This window comes from Cellulosimicrobium sp. JZ28 (assembly GCF_015327065.1).
Lineage (GTDB): Bacteria > Actinomycetota > Actinomycetes > Actinomycetales > Cellulomonadaceae > Cellulosimicrobium > Cellulosimicrobium funkei.
Window position 1 is genome coordinate 1,300,750 of sequence record NZ_CP017660.1, and the last position, 18,448, is coordinate 1,319,197.

Annotated in this window: 18 protein-coding genes; 16 read left to right on the top strand and 2 right to left on the bottom strand. The window is 75.1% G+C overall.

Annotated elements, in window-relative coordinates; all coding sequences use genetic code 11:
- Positions 1-111 precede the first annotated feature (111 nt).
- The 4 genes from BJP59_RS05990 to BJP59_RS06005 all read left to right on the top strand — a co-directional run bounded on the left by BJP59_RS05990 (position 112) and on the right by BJP59_RS06005 (position 4,492).
- Positions 112-471: a YraN family protein gene (locus BJP59_RS05990; RefSeq protein ID WP_021483325.1), complete on the top strand. Its 360-nt coding sequence runs from the start codon at positions 112-114 to the stop codon at positions 469-471.
- Positions 471-2,009 (top strand): YifB family Mg chelatase-like AAA ATPase, encoded by a 1,539-nt coding sequence (locus tag BJP59_RS05995; protein WP_194522470.1) that lies wholly within the window; start codon positions 471-473, stop codon positions 2,007-2,009. The genes BJP59_RS05990 and BJP59_RS05995 overlap by 1 nt, the downstream gene beginning before the upstream one ends.
- 25 nt (positions 2,010-2,034) lie before the next feature.
- Positions 2,035-3,414, top strand: coding sequence for a DNA-processing protein DprA (dprA, locus tag BJP59_RS06000; protein WP_194522471.1), 1,380 nt, complete (start codon positions 2,035-2,037; stop codon positions 3,412-3,414).
- 181 nt (positions 3,415-3,595) lie between these two features.
- Positions 3,596-4,492, top strand: coding sequence for a tyrosine recombinase XerC (locus BJP59_RS06005; protein ID WP_061268943.1), 897 nt, complete (start codon positions 3,596-3,598; stop codon positions 4,490-4,492).
- Between the two features lie 61 nt (positions 4,493-4,553).
- Here the strand turns inward: BJP59_RS06005 and BJP59_RS06010 are convergent, their stop codons facing one another.
- Positions 4,554-5,210, bottom strand: a complete 657-nt coding sequence (locus BJP59_RS06010; protein ID WP_228485296.1) for a murein hydrolase activator EnvC family protein — start codon at positions 5,208-5,210, stop codon at positions 4,554-4,556.
- Between the two features lie 431 nt (positions 5,211-5,641).
- Between BJP59_RS06010 and rpsB the strand changes: the two genes are divergently transcribed.
- The 12 genes from rpsB to BJP59_RS06070 all read left to right on the top strand — a co-directional run bounded on the left by rpsB (position 5,642) and on the right by BJP59_RS06070 (position 17,482).
- Positions 5,642-6,625 (top strand): 30S ribosomal protein S2, encoded by a 984-nt coding sequence (rpsB, locus tag BJP59_RS06015; protein ID WP_034652460.1) that lies wholly within the window; start codon positions 5,642-5,644, stop codon positions 6,623-6,625.
- Positions 6,626-6,758: 133 nt separating this feature from the next.
- Positions 6,759-7,598 (top strand): translation elongation factor Ts, encoded by an 840-nt coding sequence (gene tsf / locus BJP59_RS06020; protein WP_034652463.1) that lies wholly within the window; start codon positions 6,759-6,761, stop codon positions 7,596-7,598.
- Positions 7,599-7,761: 163 nt separating this feature from the next.
- Positions 7,762-8,517, top strand: a complete 756-nt coding sequence (pyrH, locus tag BJP59_RS06025; protein WP_228485297.1) for a UMP kinase — start codon at positions 7,762-7,764, stop codon at positions 8,515-8,517.
- Positions 8,518-8,592: 75 nt separating this feature from the next.
- Entirely contained in the window at positions 8,593-9,150 is a 558-nt protein-coding gene (frr, locus tag BJP59_RS06030) for a ribosome recycling factor (RefSeq protein WP_021482015.1), read from the top strand.
- A gap of 32 nt (positions 9,151-9,182) precedes the next feature.
- Positions 9,183-10,040 carry a phosphatidate cytidylyltransferase gene (locus tag BJP59_RS06035; protein ID WP_194522472.1) on the top strand — a complete coding sequence of 286 codons (858 nt, stop codon included), beginning with the start codon at positions 9,183-9,185 and terminating at the stop codon, positions 10,038-10,040.
- A gap of 113 nt (positions 10,041-10,153) precedes the next feature.
- Positions 10,154-11,245 carry a 23S rRNA (adenine(2503)-C(2))-methyltransferase RlmN gene (gene rlmN, locus BJP59_RS06040; RefSeq protein WP_031315726.1) on the top strand — a complete coding sequence of 364 codons (1,092 nt, stop codon included), beginning with the start codon at positions 10,154-10,156 and terminating at the stop codon, positions 11,243-11,245.
- A complete protein-coding gene (locus BJP59_RS06045; RefSeq protein ID WP_021482018.1) occupies positions 11,242-11,793 on the top strand; it encodes a DivIVA domain-containing protein in 552 nt (183 codons plus the stop codon). The genes rlmN and BJP59_RS06045 overlap by 4 nt, the downstream gene beginning before the upstream one ends.
- A 16-nt stretch (positions 11,794-11,809) precedes the next feature.
- On the top strand, positions 11,810-12,577 hold the full coding sequence (locus BJP59_RS06050; protein ID WP_228485298.1) for a class I SAM-dependent methyltransferase: 768 nt from the start codon (positions 11,810-11,812) through the stop codon (positions 12,575-12,577).
- 58 nt (positions 12,578-12,635) lie between these two features.
- Positions 12,636-13,835 (top strand): 1-deoxy-D-xylulose-5-phosphate reductoisomerase, encoded by a 1,200-nt coding sequence (gene dxr / locus BJP59_RS06055; protein ID WP_194522473.1) that lies wholly within the window; start codon positions 12,636-12,638, stop codon positions 13,833-13,835.
- Between the two features lie 58 nt (positions 13,836-13,893).
- Positions 13,894-15,204, top strand: coding sequence for a M50 family metallopeptidase (locus tag BJP59_RS06060; RefSeq protein ID WP_194522474.1), 1,311 nt, complete (start codon positions 13,894-13,896; stop codon positions 15,202-15,204).
- 165 nt (positions 15,205-15,369) lie between these two features.
- A complete protein-coding gene (ispG, locus tag BJP59_RS06065) occupies positions 15,370-16,509 on the top strand; it encodes a flavodoxin-dependent (E)-4-hydroxy-3-methylbut-2-enyl-diphosphate synthase (protein ID WP_194522953.1) in 1,140 nt (379 codons plus the stop codon).
- Positions 16,510-16,516: 7 nt separating this feature from the next.
- Positions 16,517-17,482, top strand: a complete 966-nt coding sequence (locus BJP59_RS06070; RefSeq protein WP_194522475.1) for a GNAT family N-acetyltransferase — start codon at positions 16,517-16,519, stop codon at positions 17,480-17,482.
- 39 nt (positions 17,483-17,521) lie between these two features.
- Here the strand turns inward: BJP59_RS06070 and BJP59_RS06075 are convergent, their stop codons facing one another.
- The gene (locus BJP59_RS06075; protein ID WP_194522476.1) at positions 17,522-18,445 is read right to left on the bottom strand and encodes an Fpg/Nei family DNA glycosylase; all 924 of its coding nucleotides are present in this window, start codon (positions 18,443-18,445) and stop codon (positions 17,522-17,524) included.
- Positions 18,446-18,448 lie beyond the last annotated feature (3 nt).

Sequence of the window (18,448 nt, forward strand, 5' to 3'; positions counted from 1 at the left end):
CCCTTCGTGGCCGTGCACAGGACCACTGTCTGACGGCGGTCCCACAGGCCCCCCGGCGCACCTGGCGCCGCTCCCGCGCCGTGCCCCACGGTGGGCCGCGGAGGTGAGCCCATGGGAGCGAACGACGCCGTCGGGCGGTACGGGGAGAAGGTGGCCGCGGCCCACCTGGTCGAGGCGGGCTGGACGCTCCTCGACCGCAACTGGCGCGGGACGCGCGGCGAGCTCGACGTCGTCGCGCTCGACGGCGACGTGCTCGTGGCCGTCGAGGTCAAGACCCGGCGCGGCACGGGGTTCGGGCACCCGGCGCAGGCCGTCACGCCCGCGAAGCTCGGCCGTCTGCGCCGGCTCACGGGGGAGTGGCTCGCGACGCACGACGTCCGCGCCCGGTCGGTCCGGATCGACGTCGTCGCGGTCCTCGTGGCGCGCGCCGGCGCGGCACGGGTCGAGCATCTCGTCGGGGTGAGCGCCTGATGGGGCTCGGGACCACGCGCGCGGTCGCGCTCGTCGGGCTCTCCGGTCACGTCGTCGAGGTGCAGGCCCACCTCGCGGCGTCCGTCCCCGGCTTCGTCCTCGTCGGGCTGCCGGACACCGCGCTCAGCGAGTCGCGCGACCGCGTGCGCGCGGCCGTGACGTCGTCGGGCATCGCGTGGCCCCAGCGCAAGGTCACGATCAACCTCTCGCCGGCGGCGCTGCCGAAGTCCGGGACGGGCTTCGACGTCGCGATCGCCGTCGCGCTGCTCGCCGGTGCCCAGGTGCTGCCCGCGGGCGCGGCGGACGGCGTCGTACACCTGGGCGAGCTGGGCCTCGACGGTCGGCTCCAGCCCGTGCGCGGCGTCCTGCCCGCCGTGGCGGCCGCGGTCGCGGCCGGGTTCCCGGACGTCGTGGTGCCGGCGGCCGACGTGGCGGAGGCGCGCCTCGTGCCCGGGGCCCGGGTGGTCGGGGCGGCGAGCCTCGCGGACGTCGCGCGGCTCCACGGCGCGTCGCTCGAGGGCGCAGACGAGGCGGCCGCGCCGGTCGTGGTCCCGCGCCCCGTCGTGCCGGCGGCCCGTCCGGGAGACCTCTCGGAGGTCGTCGGCCAGGACGAGGCGCGGCACGCGCTCGAGGTGGCGGCCGCGGGCGGCCACCACCTGCTCCTCGTCGGGGCGCCGGGCGCAGGCAAGACGATGCTCGCGTCGCGGCTTCCCGGGATCCTGCCAGACCTCACGGAGAGCGAGGCGGTGGAGGTCACCGCCGTCCACTCCGTGGCCGGGGTGTTCGACCCGGGCGCGGGACTGGTCCACCGCCCGCCCTACGAGGACCCGCACCACACCGCGACGCCCGCCGCCATCGTCGGCGGGGGCAGCGGTCAGCCCCGACCCGGGGCCGCGTCGCGGGCGCACCGGGGCGTGCTCTTCCTCGACGAGGCGCCCGAGTTCGGCGCACGCGTGCTCCAGACGTTGCGCCAGCCGCTCGAGCACGGCGAGCTCGTCATCCACCGGGCGGGCGGGACGGCGCGCTACCCCGCCCGTTTCCAGCTCGTGCTCGCCGCCAACCCGTGCCCGTGCGGCCAGGGCGTCGGCAAGGGGCTCGAGTGCACGTGCTCGTCCGTGGCGCAGCGACGGTACTTCGGTCGGCTCTCCGGCCCGCTCCTCGACCGCGTGGACGTGCAGGTCGAGGTCCGGCCGGTGACGCGGGTCGAGCGCGCGCGAGCCGCCGCCCCGGAGCCGAGCGCGGTCGTCGCGGCGCGCGTGGCCGCGGCCCGGGAGGCGGCCGCGTCCCGGCTTGACGGCACGCCCTGGCGCACGAACGGTGAGGTGCCCGGCACGTGGCTGCGCGAGCAGCTCGGCGCCGACGCGGGCCTCCTGACCGACGTGGACCGCGCGCTCGACCGCGGCACGCTCAGCCTGCGCGGCGCGGACCGCGTCCTGCGCCTGGCCTGGACCGTCGCGGACCTCGCCGGGCGCGCCGCGCCCACCCGGGCGGACGTCGGGACCGGGCTCGCGCTGCGCACTCGGGGCTACCGTGCCTGACCGCGGGGCCGGGGACGGACGACCGGTGTTCGACGTCCTCGACGAGCGCCTCGCGCGCGCGGCGTGGTCGCGCGTCGCGGAACCGGGGGACCAGGTCGCGGTCGCGCTCGTCGACCAGCTCGGCGCCGGTCCGGCGCTCGAGTGGCTCCACGAGGCGGCTCGTGACCCGGCCGGCGCGCGCCGCGCGCTGGTCCGGCTCGCCGACGACGGCGCGCCGGGCGGTGCCTCTCCGGCATGCGAAGGGCCGACGGGCGTCCCCGTGCTCGGTCCCGCTCCCGGCGCCCGCGAGGACGCGCCCGACCCGGCGGCACGGTCGACCGGCCGGCGCGTGGCCGAGCGCGACGGGGCGGGACGGTCGACCGACGCACGCGTGACGGACCACGACCCGCGCGCCCGGTCGGTGGCGCGGCTCCTGCGGGCCGTCGGGCGCTGGGCTCCCCGCCTCGACGGGCTCGACCCGCGCCGTGAGCTGCGCGTGCTCGAGCGCCTCGGCGGCACGCTCGTCGTGCCGGGCGACGACCGGTGGCCGTCCGGCCTCGACGACCTCGGGCCCGTCCGCCCGCTCGCGCTGTGGGTGCGGGGGAGCGCAGCGGTGCAGGACCTCGCGGCGCGCTCGGTCGCGGTGGTCGGCGCCCGCGCCTGCACCGACTACGGCCGCCACGTGACGGGCGAGATCGCGGCGGGCCTCGCGGCGCGAGGGTTCACCGTCGTGTCCGGAGGCGCGTACGGGATCGACGCGGCGGCGCACCGGGCGGCGATCCTCTCGGGTGGACCGACGGTCGCGTTCCTCGCGGGGGGCGTGGACCGGTTCTACCCGGCCGGGAACGTCGAGCTGCTCCGCTCGGTCGTCGAGTCGGGCGGCGCGGTCGTCTCGGAGGTCCCGCCCGGGTCCGTCCCGAGCCGGGTGCGGTTCCTGCTGCGCAACCGGCTCATCGCGGCGTTCGCGCGGGCGACGGTCGTCGTGGAGGCGGCCTGGCGCTCGGGCTCGCTGAGCACGGCGTCGCGCGCCGCGGAGCTCTCCCGTCCGGTCGGTGCCGTGCCGGGCCCCGTGACGTCGATGGCGTCGACCGGGTGCCACCGGCTGCTGCGCGACGGCGTGGCGGTGTGCGTCACCGACGCGGACGAGGTCGTCGAGCTCGCGGGCGACCTCGCGCGCGACGCGGCGCCCGCCGCGCCCGCCGCGACCTCGTGGCGAGCACCCCACGACGCCCCGTACGACGACCTGGACCCCGTCGAGACGCGCACGTGGGACGCGCTCCCGCTGCGTGCGGGAGCCTCGACCGAGGCGATGGCCCGCGCCGCGGGTCTTGCCGTGGCGGACGTGGTCGGTGCGCTAGGGAGGCTCGAGGCCCGGGGGCTCGCCGAGCGGTCGCCCGTCGGCTGGCGGCGCGTGCGTGAGCCATGAGTCATGGGCCGTGCGAGGTGCGCTGAGCGTGCGTGGGCACTGAGCGGCGAGCAGAGCGGAGCGCCTCCCCGGGCCAGGGCTCGCCGCGCGCGAGACTGGGGGCGTGACACGAGCAGAAACCTCCGAGGAGCACCCCGCGGACGAGCGCGTCGCGGAACCCGCCGTCGCGCTGCCCGAGGCGATGCGTGCGGCGCTCGCGGACTTCGCGGTGCACCTCGAGGTGGCACAGGGGACGTCGGCGCACACGGTCCGCGCCTACACCGGCGACGTCGAGTCGTTGCTGCGGCACGCCGTCCGCCACGGCGCGGCGGCCCCGCGCGACGTCGACCTCGCCGCGCTGCGTGCGTGGCTCACGACGCAGTCGGAGCGCGGGCTGGCCCGGGCGACCCTCGCCCGACGCGGCGCGGCGGCGCGCGCGTTCTTCGACTGGGCGCGGCGCACGGGGCGTGTCGACTCCGACCCGGCGGCGCGGCTCGCGAGCCCGCGCGTGCCCCGCACCCTGCCGACCGTCCTCGCGGTCGACGCGGCGGCGCGCCTGCTCGACGACGCACGCGAGGCCGCCGTCGAGGGTGAGCCGGCCCGGTTGCGCGAGTGGGCCGCCGTCGAGCTCCTCTACGGGGCCGGGATCCGCGTCGGCGAGCTCGCTGGGGTCGACGTCGACGACGTGGACCTCGCGCAGCGCGTGGTCCGGGTGCTCGGGAAGGGCGACAAGGAGCGCGTCGTGCCGTTCGGCGTGCCGGCGGCGCGCGCGGTGACCCGCTGGCTCGACGTGGGCCGGCCCGCCCTCGTCACCGCGCGCTCGGGCCCCGCGCTCCTGCTGGGCGACCGCGGGGGACGCTGGGGGCAGCGGCAGGTCCGCGAGGCGGTGCACCGCCTCGCCGCGGCGGCGGGCGTCGACGACGTCGCCCCTCACGACCTGCGGCACAGCGCCGCGACGCACCTCCTCGCCGGGGGCTCGGACCTGCGCAGCGTGCAGGAGATCCTCGGGCACTCCTCGCTCGCGACGACGCAGCGCTACACGCACGTGACCGCGGAGCGGCTGCGCACCTCGTTCGAGCAGGCGTTCCCGCGCGCCTGACGCTGGCCGTGGTCCGCCGTGGTCCGCCGTGATCCGCCGTGACCCGCCGCGGCCCGCGCGGTCAGCCCTCCCCGAGGGGAAGCAGCACGATCGGCGGCCGGTCGCCGAGGAGAGCCAGCGGGTCGAGGTAGCGCTCGCCGCGCCGCACGCCCCAGTGCACGCACGTGGCGGCGCAGTGGCTCCCCGCGGCGCTCTCCGCGGCCTGCACCGTGCCGAGCACGGACCCGGACGTCACGCGCTCGCCGCGCTCGACCGACGCCGTCACCGGCTCGAGCGAGGTGCGCAGACCGTCGTCGTGCAGGACGACGACCACGCCGCGCCCCGCGACGGGCCCGGTGAACGACACCACGCCGGGGGCGGGGGAGCGGACGGTCTCCGCAGGGGCGGCCGCGAGGTCGACGCCCCGGTGCCCGGGCAGCCAGTCGTGCTCCGGCGGGTCGAACGGCGCCAGCACGCCCAGCCGGTCGAGGCTCCGGTCGAGCGGGGGGACCCACCCGCCCGTCGCGGCTCCCTGCCCGGCGTCGGGGGGCGTCGCCGCCCCGGCCACGGGCGCGCCGAGCACGACGACCGCGCCGAGCACCAGGGCGGCGCCGCGGAGCCGGGCACGTCGCGAGACCGCGCGGCCGCGCGTGCGGTCGGCGGGGCGGACCGCCCGGCGGCCGGACGGGCAGGCGGACGGGAGGCGGGCGGACGGGAGGCGGGCGCGGTGCGAGGTCACGGCGCCAGCGTGCCGGAGGGGCGCGAGCGGGCGCGTCCGCGGCAGGCCCGGCTGTGGACGAGCGGTCCGCGCGACGGCGCACGACGGCGGCTGTGGTCGGCCCTGCCGTCGGGTAGACTTGCCGCTGCGACCGGCGCGTTCGCCGTGCCCGGCCCGAGGGACCACCTCGGCCGAGGACGGAGCCGGTCGACTTCGCGCGTCACGTCCTCGCCCTCGTCTCCCGGTCCGTCCGGGTCGGGGTGGGGCCGCGTCCGGCGTCGGTCCTGCTCGCACCGTCCACGGTGCGTCGCAGGCGTCGGCACGGGTGGCGCCAGGGGTGCGACCACCAGGGTCGTCACCGACAACCGCACCGCGGTCCGTCCCACGGGAGGGGCCGCCAGAAGCGTGCGCGCACCGGGTGGATCCCGGGCCGCACGGCGAAAGGACGTGTCATGGCCGTCGTGACCATGCGCCAGCTCCTCGAGAGCGGTGTCCACTTCGGGCACCAGACCCGCCGTTGGAACCCGAAGATGAAGCGCTTCATCTTCACCGAGCGCAACGGCATCTACATCGTCGACCTCCAGCAGTCGCTGTCGTACATCGACCGCGCGTACGAGTTCGTCAAGGAGACCGTCGCGCACGGCGGCTCCATCCTCTTCGTCGGCACCAAGAAGCAGGCCCAGGAGCCCGTGGCCGAGCAGGCCGCGCGCGTCGGGATGCCCTACGTGAACCACCGCTGGCTCGGCGGCATGCTCACCAACTTCACCACGGTGCACAAGCGTCTCCAGCGCCTCAAGGAGCTCGAGGAGATCGACTTCGACGACGTCGCCGGCTCGGCGCTCACGAAGAAGGAGCTCCTCGTCCTGCGTCGCGAGAAGGACAAGCTCGCCCGCACGCTCGGCGGCATCCGCGACATGGCGAAGGTCCCCTCCGCCGTGTGGATCGTCGACACGAACAAGGAGCACCTCGCGGTCGACGAGGCGCGCAAGCTCCACATCCCGATCGTCGCGATCCTCGACACGAACTGCGACCCGGACGTCGTGGACTACAAGATCCCGGGCAACGACGACGCGATCCGCTCCGTGACGCTGCTCACGCGGGTCATCGCGGACGCCGTCGCCGAGGGTCTGCTCCAGCGTCACTCGGGCCGTTCGGGCGCCGAGGCCGAGGCGGGCGCCTCCGCCGAGCCGCTGGCCGAGTGGGAGCGCGAGCTCCTCGCCGGCGCCGAGCAGCAGCTCGAGGCGGACGAGAAGGCCGCCGAGGCGAACGTCGAGGCCGCCGCGGCCGAGGGCGTGGCCGAGGCTGCCGCCGAGGTCGCCGCCGAGGAGCCGGGTGACGCCACCGCCGAGGTCGTCGAGGAGGCCGCCGCCGAGGCTGCCGTCGTCGCGGACGCCGAGGCCGTGGTCGCCGACGCCGAGGCCGACGAGACCAAGTGACGTCCCGGGGTGCGCGACGGGCGACCGTCGCGCACCCCGTGCCGTACCACCGGCGTACCGGGCACCCACGCGGTGCCGCCAGCACGTCGCTTGTGACGAAGTACCCGTGACGAACCACGAGTGAGGAACCACCATGGCGAACTACACCGCCGCTGACATCAAGGCCCTGCGCGAGCGCACCGGCGCCGGCATGCTCGACGTCAAGAAGGCTCTCGACGAGGCGGGCGGCGACGCGGACAAGGCGCTCGAGATCATCCGTGTGAAGGGTCTGAAGGGCGTCGCCAAGCGCGAGGGCCGCTCGACCTCCGAGGGCCTCGTCGCCGTCGACATTCGCGACACCGAGGGTGGCCAGGTCGCGACCCTCATCGAGCTCAACTCCGAGACGGACTTCGTCGCGAAGAACGACACGTTCATCTCCCTCGCGGACCGCGTGCTCAAGGCCGCGGCCGAGGCCGGCGCGCGCGACGCGGACGCGGCGCTCGCCGCGGACGCGGACGGCGAGACCGTCCAGCAGGTCATCGACAACCAGGCCGCGACGCTCGGCGAGAAGATCGTCCTGCGCCGCGTGACCCGCGTCGCGGGCGAGCGCGTCACCGCGTACCTCCACCGCACCGCGCGCGACCTGCCGCCGTCGATCGGCGTCGTCGTCGCCACGGACGCCGCGGGCGAGGCCGTCGCGAAGGACGTCGCGCAGCACGTCGCCGCGATGTCCCCGACGTACCTCTCGCGCGACGAGGTCCCGGCCGAGACGGTCGAGAACGAGCGCCGTATCGCCGAGGAGACCTCGCGCAACGAGGGCAAGCCCGAGGCCGCGCTGCCGAAGATCGTCGAGGGTCGCCTCAACGGCTTCTTCAAGGACGTCGTCCTCGTCGACCAGCCGCTCGCGAAGGACCCGAAGAAGACGGTCGGCCAGGTCGTCTCCGAGGCCGGCGGCACCATCACGGAGTTCGTGCGCTACCGCGTCGGCGCCTGACGCCCCCGTCGGCCCGGCCCCGTCGTCTCGTGGACGGCGGGTCCGGGCCGACCGCGCACCCGGGCCCGGCCCGGGCGCGCGACGACCGCCGACGTGCCGCACCATCAGGTGGACGACGGCGGAGCAGGACCACCCCGCCCCACCGGGCCAGGACGAAGGACAGGTGTCGACAGTGACGGCAGGCGAGCAGACCGAGCCCCGGACGGGGACCGAGCACCGGCGGGTGCTCCTCAAGCTGTCGGGCGAGACGTTCGGCGGCGGGCAGATCGGCCTCGCGCCCGACGTCGTCCAGCGCGTCGCCCAGGAGATCGCGGCCGCTGTCGCGCAGGGCGTCCAGGTCGCCATCGTGGTCGGTGGCGGCAACTTCTTCCGCGGGGCGGAGCTCTCCCAGCGCGGGCTCGACCGCGCGCGTGCCGACTACATGGGCATGCTGGGCACGGTCATGAACTGCCTCGCGCTCCAGGACTTCCTCGAGCAGGCGGGGGTGAAGACGCGCGTGCAGACCGCCATCGCGATGGGCCAGGTCGCCGAGCCGTACATCCCGCTGCGCGCGATCCGGCACCTGGAGAAGGGCCGCGTCGTCATCTTCGGCGCCGGCGCCGGGATGCCGTACTTCTCGACCGACACGGTCTCCGTGCAGCGCGCCCTCGAGACGCACTGCCAGGAGGTCCTCATGGGCAAGAACGGCGTGGACGGCGTCTACACGGCGGACCCGCGCACGGACCCCTCGGCCACGAAGCTCGACCACCTCACGTACACCGACGCGCTCGTCAACGACCTCGGCGTCATGGACGCGACGGCGCTGAGCCTGTGCCGGGACAACGACGTGCGCATGCGCGTGTTCGGCATGAGCGAGCCGGGGAACGTCACGCGCGCCCTGGTCGGCGAGAATATTGGCACACTGGTCACGACCGACTGACACCGGTGCGACCAGGCCGGTGACCCCGGCCACGACCGCACGAACCGACCCACGACGAACGACGAAGGAGCACTGGTGATCGACGAGACCCTCCTCGAGGCCGAGGAGAAGATGGACAAGGCCGTCGAGGTGGCCAAGGAGGACTTCGCCGCGATCCGCACGGGCCGTGCGAACGCCGCGATGTTCAACAAGATCACGGTCGACTACTACGGCGCCCCGACCCCGCTGCAGCAGCTCGCGTCGTTCACGGTGACCGAGGCGCGCACGATCCTCGTCTCGCCGTTCGACAAGAGCTCGATGACCGCGGTCGAGAAGGCGCTGCGCGACTCCGACCTCGGGGTGAACCCCTCGAACGACGGCAACGTCGTCCGGGTCGTGCTGCCCGCCCTCACGGAAGAGCGCCGTCGTGACTTCGTGAAGCTCGCGAAGTCGAAGGCGGAGGACTCGCGCGTCGCGATCCGCAACGTCCGCCGTCGGGCGAAGGAGGAGCTGGACCGCATCGCGCGCGACGGCGAGGCCGGCGAGGACGAGGTCGCGCGCGCCGAGAAGGAGCTCGAGGTCCTCACGAAGGCGCACGTCGACCAGGTCGACGCGCTGCTCGCGGGCAAGGAGAGCGAGCTGCTCGAGGTCTGAGCACCTCGTCCGGCGAGCTCCTCCACGCACCGATGACCGATACCTCCTCGACGGCCGCAGGCGAAGGCACGACCGCGGCGCGCGCACCCCAGGCGGGCCGCAACCTCCCCGTGGCGATCGCGGTGGGCCTCGGCCTGCTCGCGCTCGTCGCGGTCAGCCTCGCCTTCCGGCCCGAGCTCTTCGTGCTGCTCGCAACCGTTGCGGTGGGCGCGGCGCTGTGGGAGCTCGCCCAGGCGTTCCGGCGCCGCGACCTGCACCTCCCGCTGCTCCCGCTCCTCGTGGGCACGGTCGGCATCCTCGTCTCCTCGTACTACTCGGGGCCCGAGGCGTTGCTGGTCTCCTTCATGCTCACCGTGGCGGGGGCGGTGGTGTGGCGCGTGATCGACGGGTCGGGCACGGCCGCCGTGCGCGACGCCGCCGCAGCGACCTTCGCGGCGGCGTACCTGCCGTTCATGGCGGGCTTCGTCATGCTCATGCTCGCCGCGCCGGACGGTCGGGTGCGGGTCCTGCTCTTCATCCTGCTCGCGGTGGCGAACGACGTCGGCGGGTACGTCGCGGGCGTCCTGTTCGGGCGGCACCCGCTCGCCCCGTCCGTCAGCCCCAAGAAGTCGTGGGAGGGGCTCGCCGGGTCGTTCGTCCTGGCGACCGCCGTCGGGGTCGTCGGCGCGGTGGTGGGCCTCGGCGCGAGCCCGCTGCTCGGCGTCGCGCTGGGCGTCCTGGCCCCGCTCACGGCGACGATCGGCGACCTCGCCGAGTCCATGATCAAGCGGGACCTAGAATTGAAGGACATGGGGTCGCTCCTGCCCGGCCACGGAGGCATCCTCGACCGGCTCGACTCCATGCTCCTCACCGCCCCGTTCGTGTACGTGCTGCTCGCCCTGGCCGTCTGACGGCCCGGCTCACGGCGCGGCGCACCCGTCCGCACCGCCCCCCACGCTTGGACCTCCTCATGACCGTCCGTTCCGTCCGCCCGTCCGCGGAGTCGAAGCCGCTGCCGCTCGTCATGTCGGCCCCGCGCCGCGGCAAGCCGCCGCGCCACTTCGCCGACCTCGCGCCCGAGGAGGTGCGGGACGTCGTCGTCGAGCTCGGCGAGAAGCCGTTCCGCGCCAAGCAGCTCGCGACGCACTACTACGCGCACCTCACGCGTGACCCCGAGGCGATGACGGACCTGCCGAAGGCGACCCGCGACGTGCTCGCCGAGGCGCTCTTCCCGCCGCTGCTCACGGCGGCGCGGCGCATGGAGGCCGACGGCGGCACGACCGTGAAGACGCTGTGGCACCTCTTCGACGGCGCGAAGGTCGAGTCGGTCCTCATGCGCTACCCGCAGCGCTCGACCCTGTGCGTGTCGAGCCAGGCGGGCTGCGGCATGGCGTGCCCGTTCTGCGCGACGGGGCAGCTCGGCCTGACGCGCAACCTCTCGGTCGCGGAGATCGTCGAGCAGGTGCGCTCCGCGGCCCGGTCGCTCGCGGACGGCGAGATCCCCGGCGGCCCGACGCGCCTCAACAACCTCGTGTTCATGGGCATGGGCGAGCCGCTCGCGAACTACAAGGCCGTCATGGGCACGGTGCGCCGTCTGGTCGCCCCCGCGCCCGACGGGCTCGGGATGTCCGCCCGCAACATCACGGTGTCGACGGTCGGGCTCGTGCCCGCGATGCGCAAGCTCGCCGACGAGGGGATCCCGGTGACCCTCGCGCTGTCGCTGCACGCCCCGGACGACGACCTGCGCAGCGAGCTCGTGCCGATCAACACCCGGTGGAGCGTCGACGAGACGCTCGACGCGGCCCGGCACTACTTCGAGGTCACGGGCCGCCGCGTGAGCATCGAGTACGCGCTCATCAAGGACATGAACGACCACGCGTGGCGCGCCGACCTCCTGGGCGAGAAGCTCAACGCGCGCGGCCGCGGCTGGGTCCACGTCAACCCGATCCCGCTCAACCCGACGCCCGGATCGATCTGGACGGCCAGCGACCCTGCCGTCGAGGCGGAGTTCGTGGCACGATTGCGCGGTCACGGGATCCCGACGACGATCCGTGACACCCGCGGCAGCGACATCGACGGCGCCTGCGGGCAGCTCGCTGCAGAGGAGGACGAGTGAGTTCGCTGTTCACCACGGTGTCGAAGACCCGGAACGGGTACGACCCCGAGGAGGTCGACGACTTCTTCGAGCACGCTCGTGACGTCTACGAGGGCCGGGTGTCGGAGCGGCTCACGAGCACCGAGATCCAGGCGTCGGTCTTCGACCTGGTCCGTGGCGGCTACGACACGCACGAGGTCGACGCCGCCCTCGACCGGCTCGAGGGCGCGTTCATCGCGCGCCAGCGGGCCGAGTACGTCGCGGCGCACGGGCAGCAGGCGTGGATGAACGCGCTCGCCGAGCGCGCGCGGACGCTCTACGGGCGCCTCGGTCGTCCCGACGGCGAGAAGTTCGCGCTCGCGGAGCGCGGCAAGCCGGCCTACGACATCGACGACGTCGACGACCTGTGCGACCGGCTCGTCGCCTACTTCGACCGCCAGGTCCCGATCACGGCGGCCGAGATCCGGTCCGCGACGTTCGGCCGGGCGCGCGGTCGCGACGGCTACGCGGAGGGTCCGGTCGACGCGTTCTTCGCGCGCGCCATCGAGGTGCTGCTCGGCGTCGAGTGACGACGCCCCGCCGCGCGTGAGCCTCGATCCCCGGGCGACGCCGATCCGTCCGCTGCGGCGCGCGGTCGCGTCGCTCGCGGCGTTCAACGCCCGCCACCCCTGGAACCACAACGAGCACTTCCACGGCTGGGTCGTGCGGCGCGTGCCGCACGACGCCCGCGTCGTGCTCGACGTCGGCTGCGGCGCCGGCGTGCTCCTGGGCCGGCTGCGGGCCCAGGTCGCCGAGGTGCACGGGATCGACGCCGACGCGGGCATGGTCGCCCAGGCCCGGGCGCGGCACGCTGCGGACCCCGCCGTGACGGTGCGCCGGCTCCGGTTCGACGACGTCCGCTCGCCCGACGACGTCCGCTCGCCCGACGACGTCCGCTCGCCGGGCGGGACGCCCGGGCCGGGGCCCGGTTCCCCGGGGCACCGCGGGTACGACGCGGTGACGATGGTCGCGGTGCTGCACCACCTCGAGCTCGACGAGGCGCTCCGGCACGCGCGGGATCTCCTCGCACCGGGAGGCCGTCTGCTGGTCGTGGGGCTCGCCCGGGTCGCCACGGCCCGGGACCTCGCCGTCGACGTCGCGTCCGCGCTGCTCAACCCGCTCGTGGGCCTCCTGAAGCACCCCCGCCGCGCCCGGCCCGAGGACCCCGGGTCCGACGCGCCGGGCATGCCCGTCCGGGACCCGCGGCACACCGTGGACGAGGTCGCCCGCACGGCCCGGGCGCTGCTGCCGGGCGCGCGCGTGCGTCGTCGGCTGTTCTTCCGGTGCACGCTCGAGTGGACGGCGCCGCGCTGACCGGACGACGAGCCGGTGCGGTGCCACGCACCGCCCGCGGCCTGGAAGGATGGGAACCATGCCCGACGGACCTGCACCCACCCCGCGCACCGTGACGATCCTCGGCTCGACCGGGTCGATCGGCACGCAGGCGATCGACGTCGTCCGGGCCCACCCCGACCGGTTCCGGGTCGAGGCGCTCTCGGCGGGCGGGAGCGACGTGGACCTGCTGGCGCGCCAGGCCGCCGACCTGGGCGTGCGCGCGGTCGGCGTGGCGGACGCGACCCGCGCGGCGGACCTGGCCGAGGCGCTGTCGACGGCCTGCGCCGGTCGCGAGGAGGTCCCCGAGGTGCTCGCCGGACCCGATGCCGCGGCCGAGCTCGCGGCGCGGGGGAGCGACGTCGTCCTCAACGGGGTCACGGGGTCGGTGGGCCTCGGCCCGACGCTCGCCGCGCTGCGCGCCGGGTCGACGCTCGCCCTCGCGAACAAGGAGTCGCTCGTCGCCGGGGGAGCGCTCGTCCGCGCGGCCCAGCAGCGCCCGGACCAGATCGTCCCGGTGGACTCCGAGCACTCGGCCATCGCCCAGTGCCTGAGGTCGGGGACGCGACCGGAGGTGCGCCGGCTGATCCTCACCGCCTCGGGCGGCCCGTTCCGCGGCTGGGAGGCCGACGCGGTCAAGGCCGCGACCGTCGACCAGGCGCTCGCGCACCCCACCTGGGCCATGGGCCCGGTCGTCACCGTGAACTCCGCGAGCCTCATGAACAAGGGCCTCGAGCTCATCGAGGCGCACCTGCTCTTCGACGTCCCGGCCGACGACATCACGGTCGTCGTGCACCCGCAGTCCGTCGTGCACTCGATGGTCGAGTTCGTCGACGGCTCGACGATCGCGCAGGCGTCGCCGCCGGACATGCGCCTGCCCATCGCGCTCGGGCTGTCGTGGCCCGACCGGCTCGACCCCGTGACGCCGCCGTGCGACTGGTCCGCCGCGACGTCGTGGACGTTCGAGCCGCTCGACGACGCGGCGTTCCCCGCGGTGAACCTCGCGCGTGCGGCCGTGGCGGCGAGCGCCACGCACCCGGCGGTGTACAACGCGGCGAACGAGGAGGCCGTCGCGGCGTTCCTCAGCGGACGCGCAGGTTTCGGTGACATCGTGGCGACGGTCGAGCGCGTGCTCGCGGCGCACGACGGAACCCCCGCGGACGCGCTGACGTTGGAGCACGTGGCGGAGGCGGAGACCTGGGCGCGCGCGCGAGCCCACGAGCTGCTGGACCGCCGGTGACGAGCAACCGTCGGGGCGGGACGACCGCCCTGGACGTCGAGAGGGAGCAGAGGGAACGATGGCCACGCTGATCGGCATCCTGGTGATCGTGGTCGGGATCGTCGTCTCGATCGCGCTGCACGAGGTGGGGCACATGGTGCCCGCGAAGAAGTTCGGCGTCCGCGTGAGCCAGTACATGGTCGGCTTCGGCCCGACCCTGTGGTCGCGCACCAAGGGCGAGACCGAGTACGGCCTCAAGGCGATCCCGCTCGGCGGCTACGTGCGCCTCGTGGGCATGTACCCGCCCGCGCCCGCGGGCGCCCGTCCCCGCGGCGGCGGGTTCTTCTCCCAGGTCGTGGCCGACGCGCGGGACGCCAGCACGGAGGAGATCCGGCCGGGCGAGGAGCACCGCGCGTTCTACAACCTCTCCGCGCCCAAGAAGGTCGTCGTCATGCTCGGCGGCCCCTTCATGAACCTCCTCATCGCGTTCGTCCTCATGGCGATCGTGTGCGTCGGCATCGGCCTGCCTGCGGTCACCACCACGGTCGGTTCGGTGAACGCGTGCGTCCCGTCCGCGGTGACGGACGAGGAGCAGGAGTGCGCCGCCGACGCCGACCCCTCGCCGGCCGCCGCCGCGGGGCTCCAGCCGGGCGACACGATCGTGGCGTTCGACGGCGAGGACGTCACCTCGTGGGACCAGCTCTCCGGCATGATCCGTGGCGCCGCCCGGCAGGCCACGCCGGTCGTCGTCGAGCGCGACGGCGAGCAGGTCGACCTCACCATCACGCCGGTCGACGTGGAGCGCCAGGTCGTCGCCGAGGACGGCACGCCCGTCGTCGACGACGACGGCGAGCCGGTCACGAAGCCCGCCGGGTTCGTCGGGTTCGCGCCGACCGTCGAGCGCACGCCCGCCGGGATCGGCGTGGCCGCGGAGGCCACGTGGCAGCAGGTGAGCGGCACGGCGGGCATCATCGTCACGCTCCCGGTCAAGGTCTACGAGGCCGCCCAGGCCGCGTTCACCGACGCGCCCCGCGGGCAGGACTCCGTGATGAGCGTCGTCGGGGTCGGCCGCGTCGCGGTGGACGTCGCGGGCGCGGAGAGCCCGGTGCTCGACCGCGTGGTGACCATGCTCCTGCTGCTCGCCGCGCTGAACGTCGCGCTGTTCGTCTTCAACCTCATCCCACTCCTGCCGCTCGACGGCGGGCACGTGGTCAACGCGCTCTACGAGGGAGCCAAGCGCACCGTCGCGCGCGTCCGCGGTCGCCCGCGCCCGGGACCGGCCGACCTGGCGCGCATGATGCCGGTCGCGTACGTGATGTTCGTGGTCCTCGTCGGCGTCGGCGCCCTGCTGATCCTCGCCGACATCATCGACCCCGTCCGCCTCACGTAGCCCGGCGCGTCGCCCGAGGCCTCTGCTCCACCGGGAGGCGTGCGTGGAGGTGCCGCGAAGATGTGCGGGACCGCGCGGGAAGGTGACGTCCCGGACACCCGGCGGTGCCCCGTTCGACGCTCGCCGGGGGATACTAGGGGCGTGAGCGTACCCATCAGTCTCGGAATGCCTGCCGCGCCGCCGCCGGTCCTCGCGCCGCGCCGCAAGAGCCGCAAGATCAAGGTCGGCAAGGTGGACGTCGGCGGCGACGCGCCGATCAGCGTCCAGTCCATGACGACGACGCCGACGACGGACATCAACGCCACCCTCCAGCAGATCGCGGAGCTCACGGCGTCGGGCTGCGACATCGTGCGCGTCGCGGTGCCGAGCGCGGACGACGCGCTCGCGCTGCCGGCGATCGCGAAGAAGTCGCAGATCCCGGTGATCGCCGACATCCACTTCCAGCCCAAGTACGTGTTCGCCGCGATCGACGCGGGCTGCGCCGCGGTGCGCGTCAACCCGGGCAACATCCGCAAGTTCGACGACCAGGTCAAGGAGATCGCGAAGGCGGCGTCCGACGCGGGCGTGTCCCTGCGCATCGGCGTGAACGCCGGCTCCCTCGACCCGCGCCTGCTCGCGAAGTACGGCAAGGCGACGCCCGAGGCGCTGGTCGAGTCGGCCGTGTGGGAGGCGTCGCTGTTCGAGGAGCACGGCTTCCACGACTTCAAGATCTCGGTGAAGCACAACGACCCGGTCGTCATGGTGCGCGCGTACGAGCTGCTCGCGGAGGCGGGGGACTGGCCGCTGCACCTCGGCGTGACCGAGGCCGGCCCCGCGTTCCAGGGCACGATCAAGTCGGCCACGGCGTTCGGCGCGCTGCTGAGCAAGGGCATCGGCGACACGATCCGCGTCTCGCTGTCCGCGCCCCCGGTCGAGGAGATCAAGGTCGGCAACCAGATCCTCCAGGCGCTCAACCTGCGCCCCCGCAAGCTCGAGATCGTCTCCTGCCCGTCGTGCGGCCGCGCCCAGGTGGACGTGTACACGCTCGCGGAGAAGGTCACGGCCGGGCTCGAGGGCATGGAGGTGCCCCTGCGCGTCGCCGTCATGGGCTGCGTCGTCAACGGCCCGGGCGAGGCGCGCGAGGCGGACCTCGGCGTCGCGTCGGGCAACGGCAAGGGGCAGATCTTCGTCAAGGGCGAGGTCGTCAAGACGGTCCCCGAGTCGCTCATCGTCGAGACCCTCATCGAGGAGGCGCTGCGCATCGCGGAGACCATGACGCCGGAGAACGACGCGCAGGCCGGTCCGCCGGTCGTCACGGTCGGCTGACGCCCTCGTGAGCCGCTGGCGCCCGTCCGTCCCGGCACTGCGGCCACGGGCGCGCGCCGGGTCGGGCGACGACGCTGCCGAGCGGGCCCGCGTCCTGTCCGACGCGGACGTCCCCGAGGCGCTCGCGGTGTGCGCGGGCGACCCGGTCGCGTCGACGCTCGCGGCGGCGCGGCTCGCCGTCGCGCAGCACGCCGGCCTGCACGCCGCGGGCGGCCAGGCGTGGGGCTTTCCCGCCGTCGGCCCGCTCGAGGCGGTGTGCTGGGCCGGGGCGAACCTCGTGCCGGTCGTCCCGGCGTCGCTCGACGCCGACCGCGCCCGCACGGCGGTCGCCGCGTTCGCCGCGCTCGCGCGGCACGCGGGGCGGCGGTCGTCGTCGGTCGTGGGCGAGCGCGACGCCGTCCTGGCGCTGTGGGACCTGCTCGCCCCGCACTGGCCGGCGCCGCGCGAGATCCGGGCGAACCAGCCGTCGCTCGCGATCGACCGCGACCCGGACGTCGAGCCCGACCCGCACGTGCGCCGCTCCGTCCCGGCGGAGGTCCCCGTGGTGCTGCCCGCGTGCGTGCGCATGTTCACCGAGGAGGTCGGCTACTCGCCGGTCGAGGGCGGGGGCCGCGCGTACGAGGAGCGCGTCCGCTCGCTCGTGCTCGCGGGACGGTCCTTCGTCCGCATGGCCGCGGAGCCCGGCCGCTCGCCGCACGTCGTCTTCAAGGCGGAGCTCGGCGCGGTGACGCCGCGCGTCGCGCAGGTGCAGGGCGTGTGGGTCGACCCGCGGTACCGCGGGCAGGGGCTCGCCGCTCCGGGGATGGCCGCCGTCGTGCGCCTCGCGCGCGAAGCCGGGCCCGCGGACGCGGCGCGCGGTGCGGCGCCTCCCGTGGTCTCGCTGTACGTCAACGACTACAACGCGGCCGCGCTCGCGACGTACCGCCGGGTCGGGTTCGAGCAGGTCGGGACCTACGCGACCGTGCTGTTCTGACGGCGCCGCCCCGCAGGGCGCGCCCCGCCCGGCGGGTCCTCACTTGAGCAGGCGCGACATCCGCCGGTCGGCGAGGACCTGGCCCCCGGTCTGGCACGTCGGGCAGTACTGGAGGCTGCGGTCGGCGAAGCTGACCTCGCGCACGGTGTCGCCGCACACGGGACAGGGCAGGCCCGTGCGTCCGTGCACGCGCATCCCCGCGCGCTTCGCGTCCTTGAGCTCGGCGGCCGGCTTGCCCGACGCCGCCGCCACGGCCTCGGCGAGCACCTCGCCCACGGCGGCGTGCACGCGCGCGACCTCGTCGGGCGTGAACGAGCGCGTGAGCTTGAACGGGCTCGTGCGCGCCGCGTGCAGGATGTCGTCGGAGTAGGCGTTCCCGATCCCGGCGATCGACGACTGGTCGCGCAGCAGCCCCTTCACCTGCTGGTTGCGCGCCGCCATGAGCGCCCCGAGCGCCTCGGGCGTGAAGGCCGGGTCGAGCGGCTCCACGCCCAGCGTCTCGATCGCCCGGACCTCCTCCGGGTGGCGCACGACGTGCACCGCGAGCCGCTTGCGCGTCCCGGCCTCCGTGAGGTCGAACCCGGAACCGTCGTCGAACCGCACGCGCAGCGCGAGCACCGCGGCCTTCCCGCCGCCGCTGCCGCCGAGGCGCGGGCGGACGGGTGTCGTCGGCGACTTCTCGGACCAGCGCAGCCACCCGCCCCGGGCGAGGTGGAACACGAGGTGGACCTCGGCGTCGGGCCCGGGCGCACCGGTCCCGTCGCCGGTCTCGGCGAGCACGAGGTCGAGCCACTTGCCGTGCCGGCGGGCGCCCGTGACGACCCGCCCCACCAGGGCCGAGACCGGCGGGTCGAACGTCTTGAGCGCGGCGATCTGCGCGACGTCCGCGGCCACGACGGTGCGACCGGTCGCGCGGTCGTCGAGGAACCGGACGAGGGCCTCGACCTCGGGCAGCTCGGGCATGGG